This window comes from Bradyrhizobium centrolobii (genome assembly GCF_001641635.1).
Taxonomy (GTDB): Bacteria; Pseudomonadota; Alphaproteobacteria; order Rhizobiales; family Xanthobacteraceae; genus Bradyrhizobium; species Bradyrhizobium centrolobii.
In genome coordinates this window covers 33,348-57,891 of the sequence record NZ_LUUB01000039.1, presented here as the reverse complement: position 1 = coordinate 57,891, position 24,544 = coordinate 33,348, and the positions used below count along the sequence as shown (strand labels likewise).

The 24,544-nt window shown below is 63.1% G+C and carries 23 protein-coding genes, 1 tRNA gene and 3 pseudogenes; 6 read left to right on the top strand and 21 right to left on the bottom strand.

Annotated elements, in window-relative coordinates; all coding sequences use genetic code 11:
- The 4 genes and pseudogenes from AYJ54_RS52190 to rpmH all read right to left on the bottom strand — a co-directional run.
- Positions 1-90 (bottom strand): annotated as a pseudogene (locus AYJ54_RS52190) (ribosome biogenesis GTP-binding protein YihA/YsxC); the annotation flags it as partial.
- Between the two features lie 118 nt (positions 91-208).
- Positions 209-2,062 carry a membrane protein insertase YidC gene (gene yidC / locus AYJ54_RS10045; RefSeq protein ID WP_063698766.1) on the bottom strand — a complete coding sequence of 618 codons (1,854 nt, stop codon included), beginning with the start codon at positions 2,060-2,062 and terminating at the stop codon, positions 209-211.
- A 16-nt stretch (positions 2,063-2,078) separates the two neighbouring features.
- Positions 2,079-2,480, bottom strand: coding sequence for a ribonuclease P protein component (rnpA, locus tag AYJ54_RS10040; protein ID WP_063698765.1), 402 nt, complete (start codon positions 2,478-2,480; stop codon positions 2,079-2,081).
- 24 nt (positions 2,481-2,504) lie between these two features.
- The gene (gene rpmH, locus AYJ54_RS10035; RefSeq protein ID WP_008542748.1) at positions 2,505-2,639 is read right to left on the bottom strand and encodes a 50S ribosomal protein L34; all 135 of its coding nucleotides are present in this window, start codon (positions 2,637-2,639) and stop codon (positions 2,505-2,507) included.
- Positions 2,640-3,016: 377 nt separating this feature from the next.
- Between rpmH and AYJ54_RS10030 the strand changes: the two genes are divergently transcribed.
- Positions 3,017-4,483 carry a sensor histidine kinase gene (locus tag AYJ54_RS10030; RefSeq protein ID WP_063698764.1) on the top strand — a complete coding sequence of 489 codons (1,467 nt, stop codon included), beginning with the start codon at positions 3,017-3,019 and terminating at the stop codon, positions 4,481-4,483.
- A 278-nt stretch (positions 4,484-4,761) separates the two neighbouring features.
- A tRNA-Arg gene (locus AYJ54_RS10025) sits at positions 4,762-4,838 on the top strand.
- Between the two features lie 173 nt (positions 4,839-5,011).
- Here AYJ54_RS10025 and AYJ54_RS10020 read toward each other — a convergent pair.
- The 6 genes and pseudogenes from AYJ54_RS10020 to AYJ54_RS09995 all read right to left on the bottom strand — a co-directional run bounded on the left by AYJ54_RS10020 (position 5,012) and on the right by AYJ54_RS09995 (position 8,999).
- A complete protein-coding gene (locus AYJ54_RS10020; RefSeq protein ID WP_063698763.1) occupies positions 5,012-5,383 on the bottom strand; it encodes a hypothetical protein in 372 nt (123 codons plus the stop codon).
- A gap of 239 nt (positions 5,384-5,622) precedes the next feature.
- The gene (locus AYJ54_RS10015) at positions 5,623-5,859 is read right to left on the bottom strand and encodes a hypothetical protein (protein WP_063698762.1); all 237 of its coding nucleotides are present in this window, start codon (positions 5,857-5,859) and stop codon (positions 5,623-5,625) included.
- Between the two features lie 866 nt (positions 5,860-6,725).
- Positions 6,726-7,343: an NIPSNAP family protein gene (locus AYJ54_RS10005; RefSeq protein ID WP_063698760.1), complete on the bottom strand. Its 618-nt coding sequence runs from the start codon at positions 7,341-7,343 to the stop codon at positions 6,726-6,728.
- Positions 7,344-7,463: 120 nt separating this feature from the next.
- Complete coding sequence (locus tag AYJ54_RS49140; RefSeq protein ID WP_136623588.1) at positions 7,464-7,685, bottom strand: hypothetical protein; 222 nt, start codon at positions 7,683-7,685, stop codon at positions 7,464-7,466.
- Between the two features lie 66 nt (positions 7,686-7,751).
- Positions 7,752-8,036 (bottom strand): annotated as a pseudogene (locus AYJ54_RS46980) (IS481 family transposase); the annotation flags it as partial.
- A 51-nt stretch (positions 8,037-8,087) separates the two neighbouring features.
- The gene (locus AYJ54_RS09995; RefSeq protein ID WP_063698758.1) at positions 8,088-8,999 is read right to left on the bottom strand and encodes an SDR family NAD(P)-dependent oxidoreductase; all 912 of its coding nucleotides are present in this window, start codon (positions 8,997-8,999) and stop codon (positions 8,088-8,090) included.
- A gap of 630 nt (positions 9,000-9,629) precedes the next feature.
- On the opposite strand from AYJ54_RS09995, the gene AYJ54_RS09990 reads away from it, so the two are divergent.
- A complete protein-coding gene (locus tag AYJ54_RS09990) occupies positions 9,630-10,412 on the top strand; it encodes an alpha/beta fold hydrolase (protein ID WP_063698757.1) in 783 nt (260 codons plus the stop codon).
- Positions 10,413-10,697: 285 nt separating this feature from the next.
- Here the strand turns inward: AYJ54_RS09990 and AYJ54_RS09985 are convergent, their stop codons facing one another.
- Both AYJ54_RS09985 and AYJ54_RS09980 read right to left on the bottom strand, forming a co-directional pair.
- Positions 10,698-11,447 carry a hypothetical protein gene (locus AYJ54_RS09985; RefSeq protein ID WP_136623587.1) on the bottom strand — a complete coding sequence of 250 codons (750 nt, stop codon included), beginning with the start codon at positions 11,445-11,447 and terminating at the stop codon, positions 10,698-10,700.
- Positions 11,447-11,677 (bottom strand): hypothetical protein, encoded by a 231-nt coding sequence (locus AYJ54_RS09980; RefSeq protein ID WP_063698756.1) that lies wholly within the window; start codon positions 11,675-11,677, stop codon positions 11,447-11,449. The genes AYJ54_RS09985 and AYJ54_RS09980 overlap by 1 nt, the downstream gene beginning before the upstream one ends.
- 32 nt (positions 11,678-11,709) lie before the next feature.
- Here AYJ54_RS09980 and AYJ54_RS09975 point away from each other — a divergent pair, with 32 nt between their 5' ends.
- Entirely contained in the window at positions 11,710-12,522 is an 813-nt protein-coding gene (locus AYJ54_RS09975) for an aminoglycoside phosphotransferase family protein (RefSeq protein ID WP_063698755.1), read from the top strand.
- A 134-nt stretch (positions 12,523-12,656) separates the two neighbouring features.
- On the opposite strand, the gene AYJ54_RS09970 is transcribed toward AYJ54_RS09975, so the two are convergent.
- The 7 genes from AYJ54_RS09970 to AYJ54_RS09945 form a co-directional block, all read right to left on the bottom strand.
- A complete protein-coding gene (locus AYJ54_RS09970) occupies positions 12,657-13,679 on the bottom strand; it encodes an alpha/beta hydrolase (RefSeq protein WP_136623586.1) in 1,023 nt (340 codons plus the stop codon).
- Positions 13,676-13,861, bottom strand: coding sequence for a hypothetical protein (locus tag AYJ54_RS49135; RefSeq protein ID WP_136623585.1), 186 nt, complete (start codon positions 13,859-13,861; stop codon positions 13,676-13,678). Before AYJ54_RS49135 ends, AYJ54_RS09970 begins: the two co-directional genes overlap by 4 nt.
- Positions 13,858-14,181: a hypothetical protein gene (locus AYJ54_RS09965; RefSeq protein ID WP_063698754.1), complete on the bottom strand. Its 324-nt coding sequence runs from the start codon at positions 14,179-14,181 to the stop codon at positions 13,858-13,860. The genes AYJ54_RS49135 and AYJ54_RS09965 overlap by 4 nt, the downstream gene beginning before the upstream one ends.
- 31 nt (positions 14,182-14,212) lie before the next feature.
- Entirely contained in the window at positions 14,213-19,024 is a 4,812-nt protein-coding gene (locus AYJ54_RS09960; protein ID WP_063698826.1) for an NAD-glutamate dehydrogenase, read from the bottom strand.
- Between the two features lie 56 nt (positions 19,025-19,080).
- Entirely contained in the window at positions 19,081-19,500 is a 420-nt protein-coding gene (locus AYJ54_RS09955) for a CBS domain-containing protein (RefSeq protein ID WP_063698753.1), read from the bottom strand.
- 109 nt (positions 19,501-19,609) lie between these two features.
- Positions 19,610-20,080, bottom strand: a complete 471-nt coding sequence (locus AYJ54_RS09950) for an aminoacyl-tRNA deacylase (protein ID WP_063698752.1) — start codon at positions 20,078-20,080, stop codon at positions 19,610-19,612.
- Positions 20,081-20,370: 290 nt separating this feature from the next.
- Complete coding sequence (locus AYJ54_RS09945; RefSeq protein ID WP_063698751.1) at positions 20,371-21,354, bottom strand: cysteine synthase A; 984 nt, start codon at positions 21,352-21,354, stop codon at positions 20,371-20,373.
- A gap of 352 nt (positions 21,355-21,706) precedes the next feature.
- Between AYJ54_RS09945 and AYJ54_RS09940 the strand changes: the two are divergent.
- Positions 21,707-22,169: pseudogene (locus AYJ54_RS09940) on the top strand (autotransporter outer membrane beta-barrel domain-containing protein); the annotation flags it as partial.
- 97 nt (positions 22,170-22,266) lie between these two features.
- Here the strand turns inward: AYJ54_RS09940 and AYJ54_RS09935 are convergent.
- Positions 22,267-23,562, bottom strand: a complete 1,296-nt coding sequence (locus AYJ54_RS09935) for an MFS transporter (protein WP_063698749.1) — start codon at positions 23,560-23,562, stop codon at positions 22,267-22,269.
- Between the two features lie 87 nt (positions 23,563-23,649).
- Between AYJ54_RS09935 and AYJ54_RS09930 the strand changes: the two genes are divergently transcribed.
- Positions 23,650-24,246 carry a TetR/AcrR family transcriptional regulator gene (locus AYJ54_RS09930; RefSeq protein ID WP_063698748.1) on the top strand — a complete coding sequence of 199 codons (597 nt, stop codon included), beginning with the start codon at positions 23,650-23,652 and terminating at the stop codon, positions 24,244-24,246.
- A 29-nt stretch (positions 24,247-24,275) separates the two neighbouring features.
- Here AYJ54_RS09930 and AYJ54_RS51235 read toward each other — a convergent pair.
- On the bottom strand, positions 24,276-24,544 hold a 269-nt coding region (locus AYJ54_RS51235), incomplete at its 5' end, for a hypothetical protein (protein WP_201724162.1).

Below are 24,544 nucleotides of genomic sequence, written 5' to 3'. Positions count from 1 at the left end.
AATCGAGGGCGAGGCCCAGATGAACTGCCAGTCGCGGGCGAACAGCTTTCGCCCGGCTTCGATCAGCTTCGCATCCTTGTCGTCATTCATGCGAAGCTCTTTGTTTCGCCGTCATTCCGGGGCGATGCGAAGCATCGAACCCGGAATCTCGAGATTCCGGGTCTGGTGCTTCGCACCATCCCGGAATGACGAGCTTGTGGCACTGCGGTTACGTCGCCTTCCTCGCGAACGTCGCCTTGAGATTGTCGAACAACTCCACCTTCACGCCGTTGCGGCGCATGATGAAGCTCTGCTGGATCACCGAGAGCGTGTTGTTCCAGGCCCAGTAGATCACAAGGCCTGCCGGGAAGCCCGCCAGCATGAAGGTGAAGATCAGCGGCATCCAGTTGAAGATGATCTGCTGCGTCGGATCCGGCGGCGTCGGGTTCAGCTTCATCTGGAACCACATCGTGATGCCCATGATGATCGGCCAGATGCCGAGCGCGAGATAGTGGCCGAACACCGGGATCGTGGTCGGATCGAACGGGATCAGCCCGAACAGGGTGAAGAGGTTGGTCGGATCGGGCGCCGAGAGGTCCTTGATCCAGCCGTAGAACGGCGCGTGCCGCATCTCGATGGTGACGAACAGCACCTTGTAGAGCGAGAAGAACACCGGGATCTGGATCACCACGGGAAGACAGCCGGCGACCGGATTGATCTTCTCCTTGCGGTAGATCTCCATCATCTCCTGCTGCTGCTTCACCTTGTCGTCGGGAAAGCGCTCTTTCAGCGCCTGAAGCTGCGGCTGGATCGACTTCATCTTCGCCATCGAGGCGTAGGACTTGTTCGCCAGCGGGAAGAACAAGAGCTTCACGATCACGGTCACGAGCAGGATCGAGATGCCGAAATTGCCGAAGAAGCGGTAGAAGAAGTCGAGGCCGAGGAACATCGGCTTGGTGATGAAGTAGAACCAGCCCCAGTCGATCAAGAGATCGAAGTGGTTGAGGCCGAGCTCCTTGTTGTAGCCGCCGAGGCCCGCAAACGGAAAGACACCGACAACGCCGGCTTCCTTGGCACCGGCGAACAACCGCGCGTTCGCCGTCGCGGAGCCGCCGATCGCAACGGTGACGGGATCGAGCAGGTAGTCGGTCTGGTAGGTATGCACATTGCCGGAGAGGTTCGACGAGAACCGCGCCTGCAGCTGGGCACTGGTGTCGGGCAGCAGCGCCGAGGCCCAGTATTTGTCGGTGATGCCGAGCCAGCCGTTGGTGGCCTTGAAGTTCACCTGCTTGGCTTCGTCGATCTTCTTGTAGGCATATTCCTGCAAGCCGTGATCGCCGAGATAGCCGATCAGGCCTTCATGCAGGATGTAGTAGCCCGAGACCTGCGGCGTGCCGTGGCGCGAGATCAGCGCGAACGGGTAGAGCGTGACCGGCGCGTTGCCGACATTGCTCACCTCATCCTTGACCGTGAAGAGATAGTGGTCGTCGACCGCGATGGTGCGGCGGAAGCTGAGGCCTTCGCCATTGTCCCATTTCAGCACCACCGGCGTCGACGGCGTCAGGCTCCCGCTGCCGTCCTGCTGCCAGACGGTCTGGGAGTCCGGCAGCTTGGCCGTCACGCCCGTCGCCGGCACCCAACCGAACTCGGCGTAATAAGGCTCCGCCGAGCCCGAGGGCGAATAGAGGATGATCGGCGGCGAGTTCGGATTGACTGTTTCGCGGTACTGAACCAGCGCAAGGTCGTCGATGCGGCCGCCCTTCAGCGAGATGCTGCCGGCAAGCCGCGGCGTGTCGATCTTCACGCGCGGGGTCGCGGCAATTGCGGTGTCGCGGGCAACGACCGGCTGGGCTTGCTGGTTCGCGGCCGGCGTGGTGGAGGGCGCTGGCGCGCTGCCGGACTGCGGCGTGGCGCCCGGCGCCGGGGAGGACGTCGGCTGCGGCGTGCCCTTCTGGAGCTCGGCCTGCACCTGCTGCTGGGCGCGCTGCTTCTCCATCTGCGGCACGTTGTAGAAATACTGCCAGGCGATCAGCACCAGGCCGGACAGAATGACGGCGAGAATGGTGTTGCGGTTGTCGGTCATCTCTTGGGTCTCGTCATCAATCCGGTTTGCGGCTGGTCGCAGGAGAGGGGCCGGGCCTTGGGCGGTCGGTTCTTGGGCCGCGTCCCTTCGGCGCCTGCCGCGCGGGCTTCCGGAACGCGGCGCGGAGGTCGTCGAGCATGGTCGCGAAGTCGCGCGTGAGCGCCTCCCTGCGGCCGACTAACACATAGTCATGATGGGGGAGCATCGATACCGGATCGAGCCGCTTCACCAGTTCGCGAAGCCGGCGCCGGATGCGATTGCGCTCGGTGGCGGTGCCGTTCTTTTTGGTAACGGTAAAGCCGATCCGGATCGGGCCGCTGTCATCGCGGCGGCGGCTTTGCAGGACGAACGCGCTGGCGTTCACCCGCGCGCCATTGGCAACGGCGAGGAAATCCGCCCGCTGCCTCAGCCGATCCATGATGATATCCCAAAAGGGTCCGGCTCAGGCGCTCAGACGCTTGCGGCCGCGGGCGCGGCGGGCGGCGAGAACCTTGCGGCCGCCGGCGGTGGCGAGACGGGCACGGAAGCCGTGACGGCGCTTGCGCACCAGTTTGCTGGGTTGATAAGTCCGCTTCACGGGTTTTTCTCCGCTGACCGGGCAATTTGCCTCTAGAATTGAAGGTAAAGTCCGGAAGATGCGGCCCAAAACGGGCCCTTTCCGGCCCCAAGAGAGCCGCTCCCGGCCAAGCCGGGTCATCGCGGACAATTCGGCGCGGCTTATAAGGGAGTGCCCCCTTTTCGTCAACGCCGCAGGAAGGCACAGGCGGGGTGAATATCGCTGTTTCGGCGGTGTTTTTAATCGTTGAGGTAGCGACTCGCGGCTTCCGAGCTTACATCCCGCCGCGGCAGATTAGCGATCCGTAATTTGACCCGGCTCCGGGCGGACCGCATTCTTCACCACACTAGGCAGCGAGGGCGAATTTCTTGGCCACAGACCTCCAGCCGACCCAGGATATGGATCTGCCGGATCAGCCGGCGTTGCGGCCGCGCGAGCCGCGCCGGCTCGGCCTGTCCGGCAAGCTGCTGCTGCTGACCGTTCCCCTGGTGATGATCGCAGCCAGCCTGCTCTACGTGCCGGCCATCGCCAACTTCTGGGTGAACCGGCTGAACGACCGCGTCGCCGCGGCGAATACCGCCGCTCTCGTGCTCGACGCCGCGCCGCTCGGCATGGTCCCCGATTCGCTGTCGCGGCAGATCCTGAAGAGCATCAATGCGCGCGCGGTCGCGATCAAGATGGGCCAGCAGCGCCGGCTGCTCGCCAGCGACAATCTGCCAACCGCCATCGGGCACGACATCGACCTGCGCGACATGACGGCCTGGGAGGCGATCACCGGGTCGTTCCGGATGATGCTGGAGACCGGCAATCAGGCGATTCGCATCGTCGGACCCGGCGTCGGCAATGCCCAGTTCATCGAGATCGTCACCGACGAGCAGCCGCTGCGGCAGGCGATGTACCGCTTCTCCCGCAACGTCGTGGTGGTCGCGCTGATCATTGCGGTCCTGACCGCGGGTCTCGTCTATCTCGCGCTTCATTATCTGTTCGTGCGGCCGATGCGGCGGCTCACCGCGAGCCTGGTCGGCTTCCACGAAAATCCCGAGAGTTCGGCGCGAATTATCGTGCCGAGCCAGCGCGGCGACGAGATCGGGGTCGCCGAGCGCGAGCTGTCGGACATGCAGCGCGACCTGATGTCGATGCTGCATCAGAAGAGCCGGCTCGCGGCCCTCGGCCTTGCCGTCTCCAAGATCAACCACGATCTGCGCAATTTGCTCGCCTCTGCGCAGCTTTTGTCCGACCAGCTCGCCAGCGTGCCCGATCCGCGCGTGCAGCGCTTTGCGCCAAAGCTCGTGCGCTCGCTCGAGCGCGCCATCGCCTTCTGCCAGTCGACGCTGTCCTACGGCCGCGCCCAGGAGGCCGCGCCCGATCGGCGCATGATCCTGATCGAGCCGGTGGTGCTGGAGGTGCGCGAGACCGCAGGGCTCGGCAATGACGCCTCGATCGCCTGGGTCGCCGCGATCGAGCGCGGCCTCGCGGTCGATGCCGATCCCGACCAGCTCTTCCGCGTGCTGCTCAACCTCGTCCGCAATGCCGCCCAGGCGCTGGAAACCCATTCGTCCGGCGACGGCGGCGTCCAGCAGATCCGGATCACGGGCAAGCGCGAGGGCGCAGTTGCGATCCTGGAAGTCTCCGACACCGGCCCGGGCGTGCCCGGAAAGACCCGGGAGCACCTGTTCGAGGCGTTCCAGACCTCGGGGCGCCCCGGCGGCAGCGGCCTCGGCCTCGCGATCGCCGCCGAGCTCGTCCGCGCCCATGGCGGCGACATTCACCTCGTCGAAGGCACCATCGGCGCCACCTTCCGCATCGTCATACCCGACCGCCCCGTGGAACTCCTCTCGATCCGCAACGAGCGGGCGAGGGCGTAAAGGTCGGCCACAGGCCGACTTCGTTGCGAGTTCGGAGATATTTGCTCCGTCGCCCGGGCATTCCAGGGGCTCCAGCCTCTCCCTTCGTCATTCCGGGCTCGCGACTTCGTCGCGCCCCGGAATGACACTGGAAACAGTCATCTCCGTGTAAAATCTCCCCATCGCGGACCTTGCCAACGCCGGCAAGAGCGGTTAGTCAGAGCGCTCTTTCGCACCCCTTCCGGCTCCGCCCGGAAGATGCGTGCGGGCCATGCCCGCAATCGCTGTTTGCGAAACACGCGCCCGTAGCTCAGCTGGATAGAGCATCAGACTACGAATCTGAGGGTCGGACGTTCGAATCGTTCCGGGCGCGCCATTTATGTCATTGTTTCGCATCGCGTTTTTCTTTCCTGCCCGTTGCTTTGGCGGTGCTGGTTTGCAGACGGTTTGCAAACTTTGTTCTCGGACTGTGCTCAAAGTTGAAGATCGCCTGCTCGGCGAGGCCGCGAGTCCGGGCGAGGTAACGCTCTAGAATTAGCATGACGGTTTTCAGGCTGTGGCCGGTGATGGTCGCGATTTGCTGCGGGGTGCAGCCGGCCTCTCGCGCCAGTCCAATAGGTCCTTGCGGACGCGGGGATCATCGAGCGCGGCAATCGGCAGGGTGCCGAACTCGACCTCCGCCTTCGTCAGCATCCGCTTGTATTCGCCCTGCGTCGAGGTCGCGAGCTTGTGCTCGAACTCGACCGACGTCGTGTAGGAGCGAACAAGGCTGTTGAACGTGCCGGCATGCCGGTCGCGCATGGTCTTCTCGGCGGCGGCATAGTCGGCAATGAAGTCGGCGGAGCCGGGCTCGCCGTGCAACCGCTTGCCGGTGGCGCGGTGATACCAATAGGTCTTCCGGTCGAGGTCGCGCCAGCGCATGGACGGGCCGGGCTGGCTCGGCCTTTCACATAACCGTCACGGAATGTGGCTCAACTGGTCGCGATGGAGATATTCACGGTCGCAGGTGACGTCGGCGCGCTCGCCTTGTTCGCGGTGGCGATGCTGGTCGGCGCGGGTCGGTCCGGCGGTCCTAGGCGGGCTTCTGCGCGCGGGGGGCGAGCTTGGCCGCGATAGGCACGGCCCGCCGGAGGGACGGCTCGTCGAGGTCGTGGGTCTCGTCAAGGGCCGGCGATCTCAACGTCCTCGCTGAGCTTGGTTTCGGCGTCGTAGATCTTGACTTGAAGGTGAGGAAATCGCCCCTTCAGCTTTTTGCCTGCTTCTAGGGCGGTGTCTCTTGCTTTGAAGCTGGCCTTGATGTGACCGTCGACCACCAAGCCGTAGCCGGTCCGCAGGGGTTCAACCGATGCCTTGGTGGCGCGGGTAGACGCGGTCCCTTCCGTACGCTTCGCGCGCATTGGAAACTCCGCTGTTTGGGGAATACCGCTGATCAACTGCCCGCGGCCTCCCAAAGTTCCCCGTCGCTAGCAACCCGCAGCTTGCCAATCCGCGCGACTGGCGACGAAACGGCCCGCCGAGATTACGGGCCGTCGAACAGGGGAAAGCCTCTCAGCCGCGTCTTTTGAGTCATGCGGAGCCTTGCCTGAATCCAGCTCTTACCCAACGGACCAGCCCGACAAGGCCGTAGACGAGTAACCACCCCGCGATGATGGGAACGAGAGCCCATACTACGGTTCGGAAATTGATTTCGTCGTTATAAGCCTTCGTCACCGCCAGAAGTCCGGCATCGCTCATCTTTGAGTAATCGTTGGCGTTCAACGCAAGCTGGTCGGCGCCCGAAAGTAGTTGAGGGAATGGTCTGTTAGGAACGCATGTCTCGCCGCGACAGTTGACGTATGCGCGGCCCGCGAATGGGCGGCGTGGTCTCGCCGCCAGACCCCCATCTTTACCCCACTGGCGGCGAGGCCCCGGCCAAGCACCGCCGAAACCATTCGCCGCCGCCATCCAAGTCGGCCCACGCGCTAGGACTGCTCTAGATCTGCCCAAGGGAACTGTTTTGACGATTGCCGAATTGATTATTCGCCAATGCGCGGGAGGTCGCCATGCGCCTTCACTTCCACACCCCACCGATCGACCTTGTTGCCGCCGCCGCGGCCAGCATCTTGGTGCTGGGTTTCGCTGGCGCCATCGCAGTGCTGCTGGTCCGCTAGGAAAAAAATCCGAAGGCACAGATGCGTGCCGCCGCTTTCGGCCGTCTCCCCCTTCGACGGCTTTCGACAGCTCTCGACAGCTCTCGCCTGCCTATCGAGGTGAACCTGTGCCTCTATTTCAGAGGAGAGATCGGAAGTGGAACAAGGGGAGTAGCTCGTATATCGACCAAGTCAGCGCCGTGTTTTGTAAACCATTCGACTTGGCGGCGTGACTGCGTGCCGTCGGCTAGACGCGCAGAATAATCCTTGTAAGCAACAATCTCAACGACCTCGTTCGGTTCGGGACTTTCGGAGGTATATATACCAACAAGGGTAGCTGCATCCCCGCGAGGCCTGGACTTTAGTGCCTCTGCCATCTCGACAAAACGGCCCACGACCGAGCGATAGATTCGCACTTCATAGATGTTGCTACCCTGTGGCCTTGTGATTGAACTTCGCGGCTGCATGAAACGTACTTCCTGCCGTTGCATCGTCGGCCAGGCATGCGCGATGAATTCATTCATCCAAGCGCGATTCTCGGACAGGCGAACACGCTCTGCATTCCTTGAGTCCAACCCCGGATATTCCCAGATGTGGTGAACCTGACAAAGCGTGCCGCCTTCGGAAGCCCAGAATCCGACCAGGGGTCCATAATCATCGCGGCGGATCGGAATTCCTTGCTTTTCGGCCAGCTCACAGTAACGGGCGAACAGGTGCGGAAAGATCGTGTAGGTTCGATATTCGTGGATCATGGCGGTATTTCTTCTTGTTATCCGGAGAATAAGCACGGAAAGCTATCGCGACAAAGACAAACGACGTATCCGAATCATGCGTTTTCGCGCTGTCTTGGGGCCCGCGGAAGTGAAATGATTTCACTCGTCAGATGAGCGCGCTGCATAGCCGTCGACGATCTGCTCGTGATCGAGCGTCTCGAGCTCGGCGAGTTGCTTACCGGCGCGAAGTTCATCGGGCATCCGGGGAGGTGGGCTGCATGGCGCGCTACAGGCCGAGACCACGTCGCGGCCGCGCATGATGACGACGGCCAGACTGCCGAAGAGCCCGTAATCGATGCCGTGAGACGAGTGCGAACACACCAGCTCATCGACTCTCTTTGGTGTGTTCGGACCTGTCTCACGCTTCTGGCGCCGTTTGTAGGTAGCGCGGCTGATGCCGTGGCGCTGGAGGCAGCGATGCAGGGATGACCGCGTCAGATGCGGGATGGTTGGCTGCAGCGCATAGAGGCAATCGTCGAGTGGCAGCAGCGTATGTCGCCGGAAAGCGACGATGATCGCCTCCTCCTCGATGGAAAGGACTGTCGACTTGGCTTCCTTGGAGCCTGTCGAACGATCGGCGACAGTCTCGCGCTGCTTCCACTTCGCGACAGTCTTCTGGGTGATCCCGTAGCGCTTGGCGAGTGCTCTCAGGCTCTCTTGACTATTTTGTATTGCTCGACGGACTGCCTCCGTCGTGGTGGCGCAGCCGCGTAACCTCGTTCCTCAAGACTTCGCTGTTGCGGGTATCTGACCGGGCTCGAACGGACCGGGCTCGAAGAAGCCCTCGATCGATTCGACCTTTGCGTGGTTCTCGGCGATGCTCTCGGGTGTCAGATGTGGATTGTAGAAGCCAGGTCCCATGACGATAGCGATACGTTGGATTACTCCAGCTTCCACGTTGTAGATCCTGTTCGTCTCCGAACAACTATCGCTTGCCAGCCAGACGATCGCTGGCGCAACAGCCTCAACCGGCATTGTGGCTTCGCTCTGCTTCAGCCAAGCGGGATCCGCAACCGCCGCTGGATGCATCCTCGTGTACCCGGCTGGCGAAATGGTGTTCACGAGAATCCCGTGCTCAACACCTTCAATTGCAAGAATGCGCATCAATCCAACTACTGCGCACTTGGCCGCAGCGTAGGTGGCTTGGCCACGTATTCCAAACAGGCCGCTGACTGACGTCGTGAGGATGATCTTCCCGTAGCGCTGTGCGACCATATACGGCCAGGCAGCCTTCACCGTGTTAACCGGCCCGCCGAGGTGCACCCGCCAATAGTGATCGAAATCGTCAAGGGTGGCGTCCTCGAATAGCTGGCTTCCGCAGATACCAGCGTTATTCACGAGGAGGTCTATTCTCCCGAAATGCTCGATGGTCGTCGCGATCAGGTCACTGCCACCTTCAGGGGTGGAAACATCGCTGTCATTCGCGATTGCCTCGCCTCCACGGGATCGAATGAAATCGGCCACCTGTTCCGCGATCGTGGAATCCTTCCCGAACCCCGATACGTCGGTCCCCAGGTCGTTCACAACGACCCGGGCGCCGCGCTCGGCGAGAAGTTCGACGTATGCCCGCCCAAGCCCGCGACCTGCGCCAGTCACAACCGCGACCTTTCCCTCCAACGAAATTCGTTCTGTCATCTCGCTATCCTCCTTCCGGCCAAGATTGAATGCGTCTACGCGCAACCGTGACACCAACTGCCGGGGCGCTATGTCCCTTTCGCAAAGCCAGACTCACGTCCCCCCCAAATCGACAATGCGTCCGCTTTCGGCAAGTTCGCTGATTCCGCTCATGGCCCATCGCGCCGTTCCCGCGACCGGTCGAAAGGGCCGCTATCGAAGGGTAACCCGACCAGCCGCGAAATCAGGAGGACAGCTGCCCATGAGGCGTAGCGTAAGATCGCAGTCTGTCGCTGGTTATCCGGCCGGATCGCGTGGGCGGCCGTGTCGTCATAGCGCCACGGCGAAGCAATAGTGCCCATCTTCATCGGCCGTGGCGCGCCACTCTACGATTTTGTACGATCGAGTGTGATTTGCCCGTCTTGGGCCGCCCGGATATCGCTGAATCCTCGGAAGATATGGATGTGGTGCAGATGTCGCGCGTCTACGCGCGACATTGGCGCGATAGGTACGCATCGAGGTTGTCCACGCAGGCAGCCGGCTGCTCTGGTCTCGAGAAATCGTCTATATTGGTGTCGACCTCCTGATTGGCTGAACTTTCGGCGAACCAGGCGCTCGCCAGATTTGGAGCCGGCTTTGAGCAAGCGACACATGGCCCTGATTGCCCCATTGCTGGTGGGCATTTTCGTTCTTCTCGCTTCGGTCGTCGCACCGGCCCACGACGCGCTCGTCACCGTCGGCCGCGACAGGCTGCACGTTGAAACGATCGGCGAGTCCGGCCCCACGGTCGTCTTCGAAGCGGGCCTTGGCAATGATACCACGACCTGGAAATCGGTCGCCGGCCCGATCGCAGCCTTCGCGCGCGTCGTGCTCTACGATCGCGTCGGCCTCGGCCAGAGCTCGCAGCTGAAGGACACCCGCGCCGCGATTACCGCCGACGAGGTAGCCAGCAGGCTGCACGCGCTGCTCGCGGCGGCCGACATCCACCCGCCCTATATTCTTGTCGGGCACTCGCTGGGCGGTCTCTACATGCAGATGTTCGCGCGAAAGTACCCGATGGAAGTGTCTGGCATCGTCTTGCTGGAATCCTCCAGCACCGAGGCGCCCAGTGAGTTGAAGACGCGTGCGAAGCTTGTGCCGGGGACGGCGGCCTATTTGGAGGAGGAGGGTGTTGCCGAGAGCAACCGCCAGGTCAGGAATGCCGGTCCGTTTCCGAATGTGCCGCTCGCCGTGATCGCCGCGACCGATCACGGGCCCTACTTCAGGGAATGGGAGCCAACCTTGATGCGGCTCCAGCAGCAACTCGCCAGCCTTTCTCCGCAGGGCAGCTTGATCGTCGCGCAAGGCAGCGGCCACGATGTCCAGCTGGACCGTCCGGAGACCGTGATCGAGGCCGTTAGGCGAATAGCGGCCGCCGCGCAGGCGAAGCGATAGCTGAAAATCTGCGGACGACGTTGGATCGTGGGATCGGCGCCGTGAGCGCTATTCGAGCAAACCGACCGCCGAGGCTGCTAGCCGGGCTGACGCAGTGTAAAATCGCGGGCAGTCGCGCTCTTGCCCGTTGGAGCGGAGAGCAGGCTTAGGCATCATGGCGCCACGGCGAAGCAATAGTGCCCATCTTCATCGGCCGTGGCGCGCCATTCTACGCTGGAGCACGATATGGCGGTCCGCAGGCATACTTTCCCGCGCCTGGGAAATCAGAGCCGCCCCTGAGAGCCTCTATCGATTCCGGTCCACCTGCTCTCGACGCCAAAGATATGCGGCCATCCACACGCAGCCGGCTGCGACCAGTAGTCCATGGGCAACGCGAAGGGGCTGCGCGCCGAAGAATTGCGGAATGTACAAGGATATCCCGACTGCGAAGGGAACGCCGCAGGCCTTCGGATAGAGGCGGGAGCGCCAAAGCGCTATGGCGGTCGCAATCGCGGAGACGGCAAGGAGCAGCAGGCCGGCAAGGAACATGACAAGGCCAGGGCCGGAACGGATAACCTCGACCAGGCCGAGCGGAGAGTCAGAGCGCTGCCGCAGCGCTTCCTGCCCCAGCGCGTGAAGGCCAAAGGCTTCTCCGCCGTAGAACGGCAGGGTAAAGCCCATGCCAATCACGCTCAGGACGACGGCAAGAAAGAGCAGGCGTTCGGCCGACGTCCCGCGTAAAGAGCGTTGTAGCCCGAGCAGACCCAGCGGCAACAAGGTAAACGCCACCATGGCAAGCATATGCGAAGCCAGCCATGCCGCAGACCCAAAGGCCGCGGCGCCCTGCAACGACCTCTCGTCGGAGAACGGGCGAAGTGCCGGGTAGGTCACGAATAGGATTCCGGAGATGACAAGAGCGCCGGCGCCCAAGCGGATAGGGCTCGCAAACATCGGTTCCTCGAAGGCTCTTAGAAGGCTCATATATATGGGCAGCAGGCCATGACCTCGCGGCCACGGCGAAGTCGGGATGGCTTTTCGCAAATCCGGATGGTTCATCATAGGGCTGCAGCGAAGCAGTAGTGCCCATCTTCATCGGCCGCGGCGCGCGCCATTTCGGTACAAACTGGGTACTCCAAAACCTGCCGTTTTTGCGCTGGGGCGGCGACGAGCGTGCGCAGGAGCGCGCTTTTCGACCTCATGATGCGAACCTCTTTCGCGTGCACTTCCACGCACTGGGTCAGCGCGCGGAGGTGGTCGCTGCGATAACCACCCGATTCGGTTCGCATGCGCCAGCGGTCCGCGGTGTTATAAAGTGCCGATGTTGGAAAATTACTTGCTTCGTTGGAGCTTGGTCCCCGATGGTGATCCAGTCACGACTCCGGCTGCCCGATTACTGCCGGTGTTGTATGGCGATCAGCCAGCGGTGCTCAAGCTGTCTCATGAGGAGGACGAGCGCCGCGGTGGCACGGTGATGGAATGGTGGGATGGCGAAGGATCAGCACGGGTTTTCGCCCGAGACGATACTGCGCTCTTGCTGGAGCGAGCCACGGGCTCAGCTTCGCTGGCCAACATGGCCCGTGACGGACGCGATGACAATGCCTGTCGCATTCTGTGCGCCGCAGCTGCCCAACTGCACGCTCCCTGGTCGAAGCCGTTTCCTGAACTAATCCCGCTGGCGCACTGGTTTCGTGAGCTGGAGCCCGCGGCTGCAAAGTACGGGGGCATCCTTGTACGGTGCGCTGAGACAGCACGGGTGCTCCTGGCTGAGCCGGGCGAGTGCGTCGTGTTGCATGGGGATATTCACCATGACAACGTGCTCGACTTCGGAGCGCGCGGTTGGCTCGCAATCGATCCCAAAGGCTTGCTCGGCGAACGCGGCTTTGACTTCGCAAATATTTTTACCAACCCTGATCTGGCTGATCCGACTCGCCCTGTCGCGACCGAGCCCGGCTGTTTCGCACGACGTTTAGAGATCGTCACCGAAGCTGCGAAGCTGGAACGGCAGCGCCTGTTGCGCTGGATTCTCGCCTGGACCGGATTGTCGGCGGCATGGTTTCTCGGCGACGATGATCCATTGGCAACGATCGATCTGCGCATTGCGGAGCTGGCCGCAACTGAACTGGATCGGTGATCCGCAGCGTCGTTCATCGAAGGGCGGCTCGGCACCCATCACATCGGTTCCCATAACTGCGTGGCATGGTGGCTATCCAACGATAACCGGACCTGCAGCGCTTCAGAGTTCAATTCTTCTCGGCCACGGTCGGTTTACGCGGCCGTACCGTCAATCGCGCGGCGGATCACCCGCTGCACTTCCGCATTCGACAGAAACAGATCGTGGTTGATGATGCCCCAGCCTTCCTGGGAAGCATCGACCACGCGTACGCCGAGCCGTTCGATGACGGCTTTCTCGGCGGCGCCGACCCTGGTCATTCCACCTGCGATTTGCCCCGACAGCGCCAGTGCGCGATCGTTCGTCGCGGCGATCACGGTGATCTTGCCGGCAAGCGGGCCGATACGGTGGATCGCCGACGAGAACACGTCCATGTCGATATCAGGCGCGGCAAACACCACCGCGCCGATCCTGCTCGTAACGGTGTCGCCGTATCGCGCATAGAGCTGACGCAGGCTTTCGAGCGTCAGCATGGTTCCCATGCTGTGCGCAACGATGTGCACGCGGCCGCCGCCGGGCGTCGACACGTTGGACGAGAGCACGCGTTCGAAATCGTCGCGGGACCACATCGCGCTGTCGCGGTCATAGGCATAGTCGAACAGTCCTGCCTTGGAGGGCCAGGAGAACACCATGGTCCGGCCGCGGAACCTGATCCCGTCGGAGAGATGGGCGGCATCGAGCGCCGCCGTCTCGAATGTCTGCTTGAAGCCGTGCACATAGATCAGCACGTCTCCTCCCCCGCCGGCCTGCGCAAGGAGATCACCAACGTCGGCCGACACCGGCTCGACCCGATCAAGGCGCCAATCGCCAAGTCCGACCGAGGCGAGAGAAAGACGGCTCTCGTCCGGCGCCACCAGCTTTGCCCGCGCGACCGTCATTGCGGTCGCGCGCTCCGGCCCGAACCAGGGTTTCGTGCGACCGCCGTTCACGGGCTTGCGCGTGGTGGTGACGAGCAGTGTGGGGTCAACGGAGAGGGACGATGCGTCGAAGCGCGCGCCGGCCGCGCCCAGACCTGCGCATCCGCCAAGCGCAAGCGCGCTGCCTGCGGACACAAGCCCGCCCAGGAGCGCGCGGCGCGACACGAGAGCCTCATTCTGCAGAAGATGTCGGACGATCACACGGAACCTTCGGGAACACTGCCCACCGTTTGCCCCGCCCTGGTAGCTCCGTGAACGATGATGGCGGCGAAAAAAAGGGCGGTCCGGTTCCGCTTCAATCGGAACCGATAAGCGTTGGCGCTGATGCCGGCCGGCTCTGGCTCAGGATTCTTGCCATGGCGGTGTTGCAGCTCGCGGATCAAGGCTTCATCCTTGCCACAACTTCAGGCCGGTTCTTCTCGAGCCAGGCCAGAGCTTCCGGCCCGTCGACGACACACTCGAAAGTCTCCCAGGTCGGGTCCTCCAGGGACTCCTCTTGAAGTCGCTTCGCCGCATATTCCATGAGGTTATGCAGGCGTTCGTATCCTCGCCGGCGCTCGAGCGACTCCGCAATTGCTGCACTCGTCCATTCTCGCCGGGCCAGATCGATGATGCTCGGAGCGTCGGCCTCGCTGAACCAGGGTGTGGCATCGAACTCGAGACAGACGACGTTGTCGGCGGTGTGGCAAGTCGCGTGGATCATTGCATCCTCCGTTTGCGGGTGCGGATGCCTATCAGCCCTTGACCAGATCCCCCAGCAGGTTCGCCGCCACCGTCAGCTTGGCGAGCGTCAGGCCGCTGGCGGCAATCTCCTCGACCGAGCGGCGGATGCGCGTCGCTTCAGGGTGCGCCGTGAGCCAGGTCTCGACGGCTTGCTGACCGGACCGGCCGGTTGCCAGCATGTCAGCGGCCAGTCGTCTTTCGGCGGCTGCGATCTGGTCGACGGCGCGGTCGATGGCGAGACGTTCGAAATAATCGTTTGCCGGTACGCTGCGGGCGGCGGCGATGATGCGGTCGAGGCGGAAATCGGCTTCCGCAGCGTAGAAGGTCGCGGCGGCATCGCCGATGGCGCGGGAGGTGCGCTCGGCGACCGTCACGATATCGGGTGCCGCGACCATGGCGTCGAGATCGGCGAGCTCGCCGGCGAGGCCGGCCGGGACACCGGCCTCGGTGAGGTCCTGCCGACGTTTGGCGCGCACGGCTTGCAGATCCGGTGGCAGGGTGGTGTCGAGGGAGGCTGTGATCTCGCGGATACCCGGGCCGAAACGCGCGATCACCGTCTCGAGGCCGTCCCTGAAATCGACATTGCGCACGTACCAGACCATGCGGGACAGCAGAAGGTCCTGGATCGCCGCATAGAGGGACAACTGCAGCTGCCCGTCGATGCAGGCGTCGAGCCTGTCGATCGCGTCATTCAGCCACTTGAGCCCGTAGGTTTCATCCACCGCCACATAAGCCATAACGATGGTGGGGATATCGGCATCCGTCTCGTCTATCAGGCGCACGATACAGGCCGGGCCGCCGCGGTTGATGACGGCATTGGCGAGACTCGTTGCGATGATCTCCCGTCGCAGGCGATGGAATTCCACCGCTGTCGGGAATTTGACCTGAACCTCGGCCGGAAAATACTGGGACAGTTCGCGGGCAAGGTAAGGATCATCAGGCACGTTGGTGACGAGCAAATCATCGTAGAGCGTCAGCTTGGCGTAGGCGAGCAGCACGGCAAGTTCGGGCCGTGTCAGGGACTGACCGCGCCTCGTGCGTTCGGCGATCGCGGCATCGTCGGGCAGGAATTCCACGGCGCGGCTGAGCAGGCTGCGCTGCTCGAGCGACTGCATCAGGCGTGTAAGGAAGCCGGTCTCGGCCACACCCTTGCGTTCGGCGAGCGAGAGCGCCAGCGTTTGCAGATAGTTGTTGCGCAGCACCAGCGCGCCGACCTCGTCGGTCATCGTGGCAAGCAGGCTGTTGCGATCGGCGGGGCTGAGGCGTCCCTCGCGCTCGGGACGCGCCAGCGCGATCTTGATGTTGACCTCGACGTCGGAGGTGTTCACGCCGGCCGAATTGTCGATGGCGTCGGTGTTGAGCTTGACGCCCTTCTGCGCCGCTTCGATGCGGCCGCGCTGGGTGACGCCGAGATTGGCGCCTTCGCCGATCACCCGGGCGCGAACGTCCGCGCCGGTGATGCGGATCGGATCGTTGGCGCGATCGCCGGCCTGATCGTCGCTTTCCGCCGACGCGCGGATATAGGTGCCGATGCCGCCAAACCACAGCAGGTCCGTGCGCGCTTTCAGGATCGCCGTCATCACCTCGAACGGCGTGGCCTGCGGCATGTCGAGATCGAGCAGGGTGCGCACTTCCGGCGCGAGCGGGATCGCCTTGAGCGAGCGCGAGAATGCGCCGCCGCCTGGCGAGATCAGCGACTTGTCGTAGTCCTGCCAGCTCGATCGAGGCAGGTCGAACAGACGCTTGCGTTCGGCGAAGCTGATCGCCGGATCGGGAGAAGGATCGATGAAGATGTCGCGATGATCGAACGCCGCCACGAGCTTCGTCGTCGGTGAGAGCAGCATGCCGTTGCCGAAGACGTCGCCGGACATGTCGCCGACGCCGGCAACGGTGAACGGCATGGTCTGAATGTCGGTGCCGAGCTCGCGGAAGTGGCGCTTGACCGCCTCCCAGGCGCCGCGTGCCGTGATCCCCATCTTCTTGTGGTCGTAGCCCTGGCTGCCGCCGGAGGCAAAGGCGTCGCCGAGCCAATGGTGCTTCTCGGCCGAGATCGCGTTGGCAACGTCGGAGAAGGTGGCGGTGCCCTTGTCGGCGGCGACGACGAGGTAGGGGTCGTCGCCGTCGTGGCGCATGGTCGAGTCGGGCGGCACGACGACGTCGCCATCGAGATTGTCGGTGAGCTCGAGCAGCGAGCGAACGAAGATCCGATAGACCTCCGTGCCTTCGGCCAGCCATGCCTCGCGATTGGAAGGCTGCGGCAGGCGCTTGGGCACGAAGCCGCCTTTGGCGCCGACCGGCACGATCACGGCGTTCTTGACCTGCTGCGCCTTCACGAGGCCCAGGATCTCGGTGCGGAAATCCTGAGGCCGGTCGGACCAGCGCAAGCCGCCGCGCGCAACCTTGCCGAAGCGCAGGTGAATGCCTTCGAGACGAGGTGAATAGACGAAGATCTCGTAGAGCGGGCGTGGAGGGGGCAGGTCCTCGATCCCGCGCGCGTTGAACTTGAAGGAGATGACCGGACGCGGATGTCCGTCCCTGCCGACCTGCCACAAATTGGTGCGGATGGCCGACTGCACCAGATTGGTGAAACGGCGCAGGATGCGGTCTTCATCGAGCGAGGCGACGGATTTGAACTGCTCCTCGATCTCGGCAAGGAGGGCCGTCTCGCGTGCCGAACGCTCGCGATCCGTCAGGGCGAGGCGCGGATCGAGGCGGGTCTGGAACAGCGCGACCAGGTTGGCCGTGATCGCGGCGTTCTTGCGCAAGGTCTCCCACATGTAATCCTGGGTGAACGGAGCGCGGATCTGGTGCAAATAGCGCGACAGCGCCCGGATGGTCGAGACTTCCCGCCAGCTCAGAGTGGTACGCAGGATCAGCCCGTTATATCCATCGGATTCGGCACGATCGGTGACCACCGCCATGATCGAGGCTTCCAGGCGATGGCTGAATTCCGGGTTGATCTCGATAGGCAGGCCGTCGCTGGTCTCGATCGTCATGTCGTGCAGCCAGACCGGCTCCGGCCTGTTACCGGGCACGATCTGATAGGTACGTTCGTTGACCACGCGCAGGCCGTGGTTTTCGATCACCGGCACGCGGTAGGACAACGACAGCGGTGCGGCGTCTGAAAAGACCTTCAGGCTGAGGCGCCTGGGATCGTCCTCCTCGACGCGGTGAACCGAAATCGTTACCGGGCGGGCGGGCGTCAGCTTTTCGATGGTGGCGATATCGGCGATCGCCTGCTCCGCGCTGAAAACCTCGGTATAGCCGCCGCTAAATGCCTGGGCATAGCGGTTGGCGAGCATGCGCGCCCGCATGCCGTCGGTGGACGCAGTCAGCGCGGCCTTCAGCTTGTCGGCCCAGGTCGCGGCAATGGCGCTGATCCCGGCCTCCAGCGTGGCGCGCTCGACGGCGGGTGTCTTACCTTCATAGCGCCCGATGATGTAGTGGACGCGCGCCAATGCTCCTTCGGGGAAGGACACGTAAGAGGCCGACAGCGTCCCCCGGTAGGCCTGCGACAGGAAGTTGGCGACGCGTGTGCGCACGTCGGTGTCGTATTTGTCGCGCGGAACGAAGACGAGGATGGAGACGAAGCGATCGAACTTGTCGACCCGAGTCAGCGCCCGGACGCGTGGGCGCTCATAGAGGATCAGGATCTCCATGACGAAATCGTAGAGCGTGTCGACGTCGACCTGGAACAGTTCGTCACGCGGATATTCTTCGAGAATATGCATGAACGCCTTGCCCGAATGGCCGCTCGGGTCGAAGCCGGCACGCTGGAGCACCCGCGACACCTTGTGGCGGACATAGGGGATTTGCCGGACCGAGCGCGTATAGGCGCCCGAGGTGAACAGTCCGACGACGCGCAATTCGCCCTCGAGCCGGCCGTCGGGCGTGTAGAGCTTGATCCCGATATAATCCATCCGGATGCGGCGATGGACGCGGCTACTGACATTGGCCTTGATGACGATGAGCAGGGTCGGCTCGCGCATGAACTCGCGGATTTCCGAGGTCATCACCACCATCTCGTTGCCGCGGCGCAGGACCTTCGCATCGGGATCGCGGAGGATGCCGAGGCCTTCGCCGGTCGTGATGTCGTCCGACGCATCGCTGTGGGGCGAGAATCGATATTCGCGCACGCCCAGAAAGGTGAAATTGTCCGCGCAGAGCCATTGCAGGAACTGGTTGGCTTCGGCGACCTCGTCGATCGGCAGCGGCGGCGGATTGGACGTGAACGTCTTGATCGCTTGCTCGACCCGGTCGCGCATGGCTCGCCAGTCGGTGACGCAGGCGCGCACGTCCGTCAGTGTCTTGGTGAGGCCGCCGATCAGCTTCTGCTGGTCAGCCTCGGCATCCAGCCGGGTGATGTGGAGGTGAATCAGGCTCTCTCGCGCGCCCCTTGCCCCTTCCGGCACTGCTTCGCCGTAGAAACGCAGGAGCTTGCCTTGGTCATCGCGCTCCACCGCGATGATCGGGTGAGCGACGAGGGTGACTTCGATGCCCTGCTCGGTGAGCTCCGCCATGGTGGAATCGAACAGGAAGGGCATGTTGTCGTTGAGAATCTCGAGCACGGAGATCTCGCGCCCGTCTGGCATCGCCGGATTGACGACGCGGATATCGGCACTGCCCGCCGTGCGCCGCTGCACATGCTCCCACGCTTGCTCCGCGAGGAGGGCAAGCGAGGACGCATCGTAATTGCCGAGGTCCTCGACATTGGCGTAGCCGAACAGAAGCTCGGCAAAGGCCGGGGGGCTCTTGCCCGGTTGAACGCTTCCCGCCGCATCGCGGATCAGGGTTGCCCGAGCCTTGTCGTCACGCCACGCCATCATGTCCTCCCTTGCCGAGCACGGAGCGATCGACGTTCCATCGAGCCGGCCTTGCCTCAATGATGGGCCGACACGCCCTTGACGCATTGGGTCAACAGATCAGCGGTGGCGGATTGGCCGACATCACCCAGGCTGATCATGCCGACCATCCGCTTGCTCTTGTTGATCACAGGCAGCCTGCGGATTTTCAGCGTCTCCATGTGATGCACGGCTTTCGCCAGATCGTCGTCTTCCCGGCAGCAATGGATGCCTTCGGTCATCACGTCCCGCGCTGTCATGCGCGCGGCGTTGAAATCCTTGCTTGCAAGGCCTTTGCAGACGATGTCGCGATCGGTCACCATCCCGATCAAATGGTCGTCGTTGCCGATCGGAATGCAGCCGATGTCGTGCCCTTGCATCAACTTCGCGATTTCGGTGATTGGGGTGTCGGGGCTGACCCAATCGACGCCCTTGTGCATTACGTCCTTGACTTTCATGGAGGACCTCCGTTGCGAACGCAGCCCCCGTTATGTAATTATACAACAAACCGGGCGCGACAGCACGCGTCGCCGCGACGAGAGCGGATCATCTCGCCGTCGTGTCGCGTCAGTCATGCATGCTGAAGCGTCCATGCGGCGCATTGGCCGTCAGCCGCTCGAACTGCGCATGCGTCAGTTGGAGCAGCGTCTCGTGATCGCCGGCTTCGATATAGACCTCGGGCTGGGCCCGGATGCTGTCATCGACGATGAGATCGAGCCCGTAGCATCGGCCGACCGCCGGCACGGCTCCGTGCACGCAGTCCGCGAACAGCCGGTTGATCTCGCTTTCGTTGGCCATCGCGAGATCCTCGCCGAGCCTCTCCTTCAGGTCGGGCAGGTTGAGATGGTGCGATGCCGGTACGACCGCGAGCATATAGCCGCCGTCATGCCGTAGCACGACGGCCTTGGCGAGACGATCGCCCGAGACGTGGCAGGCTTGCGCCGTGCGCGTGGACGACATGGTGAGATCGTGCGGGATCTCGGCGTACTGGATGTTTTCGGCAGAAAGATATCGGTGTAGCGTGGGGGCAATGGACATGGCGTGGCCTCCGGATGGGTATGCGACCCATCCACCGTGAGGCTGCCCCCGCCGCACGATGGGCGGCCGCGTGATTTGCCGGGCTTCAGCATAGGCCTTGGCTTCGAATGCCGCAATTGGGTGGAGCGTTCGAATCGTGCCGGGCGCGCCACTTCGGTACAAAACCGGGCACTCCACAACCTGCCGTTTTGCCCCGAGGCAGCGGCCAGCGTGCGCAGGAGCGCGCTTTTCGATCCCATGATGCGAACCTCTTTCGCATCCGCACGCACGCCGCGACGGCGAACATTGGCTCACTTCATCCACGGCGGCAACGGCAGGCTCTTCTTGCGCAGAAAGTCCGGATTGAAGAGCTTGGACTGATAGCGTTGGCCACCATCCGCGAGGATGGTGACGATCGTCTTGCCTGGACCAAGATCGCGTGCAAGCCGCATGGCCCCGACGATGTTGATCGCGCTTGAACCGCCCAGCACCAGCCCCTCGTGCTCGATCAGGTCGAACAAGACGGGTAGCGCCTCCTCATCAGTGATCCGGTAAGCCATGTCGATCGGCGTGCCTTCAAGGTTCTTCGTCACGCGAACTTGACCGATGCCCTCTGTGATCGAGTTGCCTACTGCCGTCAGCTCCCCCCGAGTAAACCAATTGTAGAGGGCGGCGCCCATCGGATCGCTGAGGGCAATCTTCACGCCGGGATTGCGTTCCTTGAGGGCACGCGCAACTCCACCCAAAGTCCCGCCACTGCCGACGGCACAAGTGAAGCCGTCAACCTTCCCGTCCGTCTGCGCCCAGATTTCGGGGCCAGTCGTGCGATAGTGGCCATCGCGGTTGGCGACGTTGTCGAACTGATTTGCCCAGAACGCGCCCAGTTCCTCAGCGAGGCGACCGGAGTAGCGAGCATAGTGGCCGGGATTGGAATAGGGCACGGCAGGTATCAGGCGCAGATCGGCGCCGCATAGCCGCAGCATGTCCTTCTTCTCCTGACTTTGCGTGTCGGGCATCACGATCACGGAACGATAGCCGCGCACATTGGCCACGAGCGCAATGCCAATGCCCACGTTGCCGGCTGTGCCTTCCACGATGACGCCGCCGGGCTCGAGTTGGCCGCGCTGCTCGGCGTCGTTTATGATGGCGAGGGCGGCTCGATCCTTGATCGAGCCGCCCGGATTAAGAAATTCGGCCTTGCCGTAGATCTCGCAACCCGTGATTTCCGATGCGGCGCGCAGCCTGATCAATGGCGTATTGCCAATGGATTCCAGAAAACCAGATCGAACATTCATAGTCGGCCCTGCCCAGACAGTGGTTTGATGCTATTCTTGAGTTGATTTCGGTAACGTCTTTGTCGTTCGCCCTGCTAGACAGGCAATCCTGTTGCTCTGCAACTTGCCGTTACCAAGGAATATTGCGCCGATACTCTGAAGCGGAGAACAAGGCTCAGTAGAGCCATTTTTTATGCGTCGTACAATCTTCGTTTTTGACGCGGCGACTGCGAAGCACCTTCGCGCCTGGTTCATCGCCCCGATCGCGGGATTGATCGAGAGGGCCACTTCCGAAGGGTAACCGGACCGCCCTCAGCGATGTCGGGAAGGCAGCCGCCTGCGAAGCGTAGCGAGAAATCGCATGCCTCGCGGCGGCAGCGGCCGCTCCGATCTGTTCCAGGCCGGCGCCTTCGTGCGCCACAATGCCGGCGCGGCCTACGTCACGGGCGCGCTGGCCTATGGCTGGCAGGACGTCAGGCGCCGACACCTTTGCTCTGAGTTACGCCGCGAAGAGCGTCACCGACACCCGCAGCGAGCTCGGCCTGCGCACCGACAAGTCCTTTGCCACGGCCGATGGTATTGCCACCCTGCGCGGCCGCATCGCCTGGGCTCATGATTTCAATCCCGACCGCGCGAACGGCGCGACCTTCCAGGCGCTGCCCGGCTCCAGCTTCGTCGTCAACGGCGCAGCGCAAGCGCTTGATGCCGCGCTCGTCACGGCCTCAGCGGAAAAGAAATGGCTGACCGGCTGGTCCGCCGCGGCGACGTTCGAAGGCGAGTTCTCAAACGTCATGCGCAGCTACGCCGGCAAGGGCGTGGTGAAGTATCAGTGGTGACGGGCCAGCCGGCGCGCGATTGGCGCCGAGCTGGCCTGCACTTCAGATGGTGCTGATCCCAAATCTGAACCGGGCACCTTGAGAAATTCGCGTGCGTTCACGCCGGGGCGAGCGCCGGTTGCACCGGCCGCCGGCCGATCATCAACGACAGCACGGCTGCGACGATGCCCGTTGCGCCTGCGATCATGAAGGCCTGCAGGTAATCGCCCTGCGCAGAGCGCACGAAGCCGGCGAAGAAGGCGGCGCAGGCGGCGCCGAGTTGATGGCCGGCGACCACCCAGCCGAACACCAGCGGCGCGTTCCTGTCGCCGAACGCCTCGTTGGCGATGCGCACGGTCGGCGGCACCGTCGCGATCCAGTCGAGGCCGTAGAACACCGCGAAAACCGACAGGCTGACAAAAGAGAAATCCGAGTAGGGCAGATAGATCAGCGAGAGCCCGCGCAGGCCGTAGTAGAAGAACAGCAGCTTGCGTGGATCGAAACGGTCCGTGAGCCAGCCCGACAGGGTGGTGCCGAACAGATCGAAGAATCCCATGAGTGCGAGCAGGCTCGCTGCCTGCACTTCGACGATGCCATGGTCGCCGCAGAACGCGATCAGATGGGTGCCGACGAGGCCGTTGGTCGTGAAACCGCAGATGAAGAACGTCGCGAACAGGAACCAGAACGTCGGCGTCTTCGCAGCGCGCGCAAGGTTGCTGAACGCAGCGACAAACGGATTGCCCTGCGCCGGCGGCGCGGGATGATCCTCATGCGTGCTGCCGAACGAGCGCAGGCCGATCGCGGCGGGCCGCTCCGGAACCAGAACATACACCAGCGGAATCAGCGCCCCGCAGCACGCAGCCACTGTCAGCACCACCGGCTTCCAGCCGCCCCATTCGACCAGGGCCGCAAGGCCCGGCATGAAGATGAGGGTGCCCGTGGCGGTGCTCGCGGTCAAAAGTCCCATGACGAGGCCGCGATTGGTGGTGAACCAGCGATTGACGATGGTGGCGCCAAGGACGTTGGCGACCGCGCCCGAACCGATGCCGGAGAGCAGCCCCCAGGTCAGGAATAATTGCCACGGCGCGGTCATGAAATAGCTCGCGCCGGTCGATGCGGACATCAGCGCAAGCGCGCCCAGCACCGTGCGGCGGATGCCAAAGCGCTGCATCACAGCCGCGGCGAACGGGCCCGCGAGGCCATAGAGGAAGATGCCGATCGCGGCCGACGACGAGATCACGCTGACGTCCCAGCCGAAAGCGTGCTGCAGGGGCAGCATCAGCACGCCCGGCGTCGAGCGCAGTCCCGCTGAAGCAAGCAGCGCCAGGAAGATCACGGCGACGACCACGAAGGCGTAGTTCTGGCCGAGCGGCCGTTTGGAGACGGAAGCGGATTGAACAGGGTTAGGGGGCATGTTACTTACCGGTACGTATTGCGATGCGGCACGATACGTACCGGTAAGTAACATTGTCAAGCCGGTGGAAAGGTCGGGGGAAGCCGAATGAAGAAAAAAGTCGATACGCCTGCGGCCGCCCCGATCCGGGCCGCCGACAGGATTCGGGCCTCGGCGGGTGAGCTGTTCTACCGCGAGGGCATCCGCGCCGTTGGCGTGGACGAGGTGGTGGACCGGGCCGGTGTCACCAAGCCCAGCCTCTATCGCAGTTTCGCCTCCAAGGACGACCTGGCCGCCGCCTACTTGCGCGACTACGATCTGGATTTCTGGGAGAAGTTCGAGCACCCCGGCGGCAAATCCTACAGCAATGCGCGCGATCATGTGCTCGCTTACATCGGCGAGCTGTCGGCGCGCGCCGTGCGCAAGGGCTATCGCGGCTGCGGCCTCAGCAACGCCACGGTGGAGTATCCGTCGCAGGAGAATCCGGCACGGCAGGTCGCCGAAGCGCACAAGAAAGTCTTTCGCAAGCGCCTGCGCGAACTGGCCGCCGCTATGGGCGCGCGTCAACCCGCCGTGCTCGGCGACGCCCTGCTGCTTCTGATCGAAGGCATCTACGTCACCGGCCAGCAGTCGGAAGACGGCCCCGCGCAGTCGGCGCTTACGGTCGCGAAGCTGCTGATCGATGCGAGCGTGAAGGCGGGGTGACGTCGGCGATACACCGTGCTTTGCCTGCGCTAGACTTCCGTTTCGACCTCAACCCGCACTGTCGCGGCTAAAGCGCTAATCGGCGTGTGAATGTCGAGCTCCACATTGCGCGTCTTGAGGCTGACAATCAGAGCATAACGCGTCTGTTGATTGCAGACTTCCGTCGATGCCCGATCGCGCCACCAGCCGTTGACCGGTTTGACGCACAGCATGTTTCGGCCCAGCAATTCAATCGCAGGGCCGCGCCAGATGTCGCAAGGCAGCGATCCCGCCGAGATACTATCTTGTCCGAAAACCC

Bases quoted from the DNA above. Each gene is read 5' to 3' on its own strand.
- yidC (WP_063698766.1), bottom strand. From the start codon at position 2,062: ATGACCGACAACCGCAACACCATTCTCGCCGTCATTCTGTCCGGCCTG.
- rnpA (WP_063698765.1), bottom strand. From the start codon at position 2,480: ATGGATCGGCTGAGGCAGCGGGCGGATTTCCTCGCCGTTGCCAATGGC.
- AYJ54_RS10030 (WP_063698764.1), top strand. From the start codon at position 3,017: ATGGATCTGCCGGATCAGCCGGCGTTGCGGCCGCGCGAGCCGCGCCGG.
- AYJ54_RS10020 (WP_063698763.1), bottom strand. From the start codon at position 5,383: ATGCGCTGGCGCGACCTCGACCGGAAGACCTATTGGTATCACCGCGCC.
- AYJ54_RS10015 (WP_063698762.1), bottom strand. From the start codon at position 5,859: ATGCGCGCGAAGCGTACGGAAGGGACCGCGTCTACCCGCGCCACCAAG.
- AYJ54_RS10005 (WP_063698760.1), bottom strand. From the start codon at position 7,343: ATGATCCACGAATATCGAACCTACACGATCTTTCCGCACCTGTTCGCC.
- AYJ54_RS09995 (WP_063698758.1), bottom strand. From the start codon at position 8,999: ATGACAGAACGAATTTCGTTGGAGGGAAAGGTCGCGGTTGTGACTGGC.
- AYJ54_RS09990 (WP_063698757.1), top strand. From the start codon at position 9,630: ATGGCCCTGATTGCCCCATTGCTGGTGGGCATTTTCGTTCTTCTCGCT.
- AYJ54_RS09985 (WP_136623587.1), bottom strand. From the start codon at position 11,447: ATGAACCATCCGGATTTGCGAAAAGCCATCCCGACTTCGCCGTGGCCG.
- AYJ54_RS09980 (WP_063698756.1), bottom strand. From the start codon at position 11,677: ATGCGAACCGAATCGGGTGGTTATCGCAGCGACCACCTCCGCGCGCTG.
- AYJ54_RS09975 (WP_063698755.1), top strand. From the start codon at position 11,710: ATGTTGGAAAATTACTTGCTTCGTTGGAGCTTGGTCCCCGATGGTGAT.
- AYJ54_RS09965 (WP_063698754.1), bottom strand. From the start codon at position 14,181: ATGATCCACGCGACTTGCCACACCGCCGACAACGTCGTCTGTCTCGAG.
- AYJ54_RS09960 (WP_063698826.1), bottom strand. From the start codon at position 19,024: ATGGCGTGGCGTGACGACAAGGCTCGGGCAACCCTGATCCGCGATGCG.
- AYJ54_RS09955 (WP_063698753.1), bottom strand. From the start codon at position 19,500: ATGAAAGTCAAGGACGTAATGCACAAGGGCGTCGATTGGGTCAGCCCC.
- AYJ54_RS09950 (WP_063698752.1), bottom strand. From the start codon at position 20,080: ATGTCCATTGCCCCCACGCTACACCGATATCTTTCTGCCGAAAACATC.
- AYJ54_RS09945 (WP_063698751.1), bottom strand. From the start codon at position 21,354: ATGAATGTTCGATCTGGTTTTCTGGAATCCATTGGCAATACGCCATTG.
- AYJ54_RS09935 (WP_063698749.1), bottom strand. From the start codon at position 23,562: ATGCCCCCTAACCCTGTTCAATCCGCTTCCGTCTCCAAACGGCCGCTC.
- AYJ54_RS09930 (WP_063698748.1), top strand. From the start codon at position 23,650: ATGAAGAAAAAAGTCGATACGCCTGCGGCCGCCCCGATCCGGGCCGCC.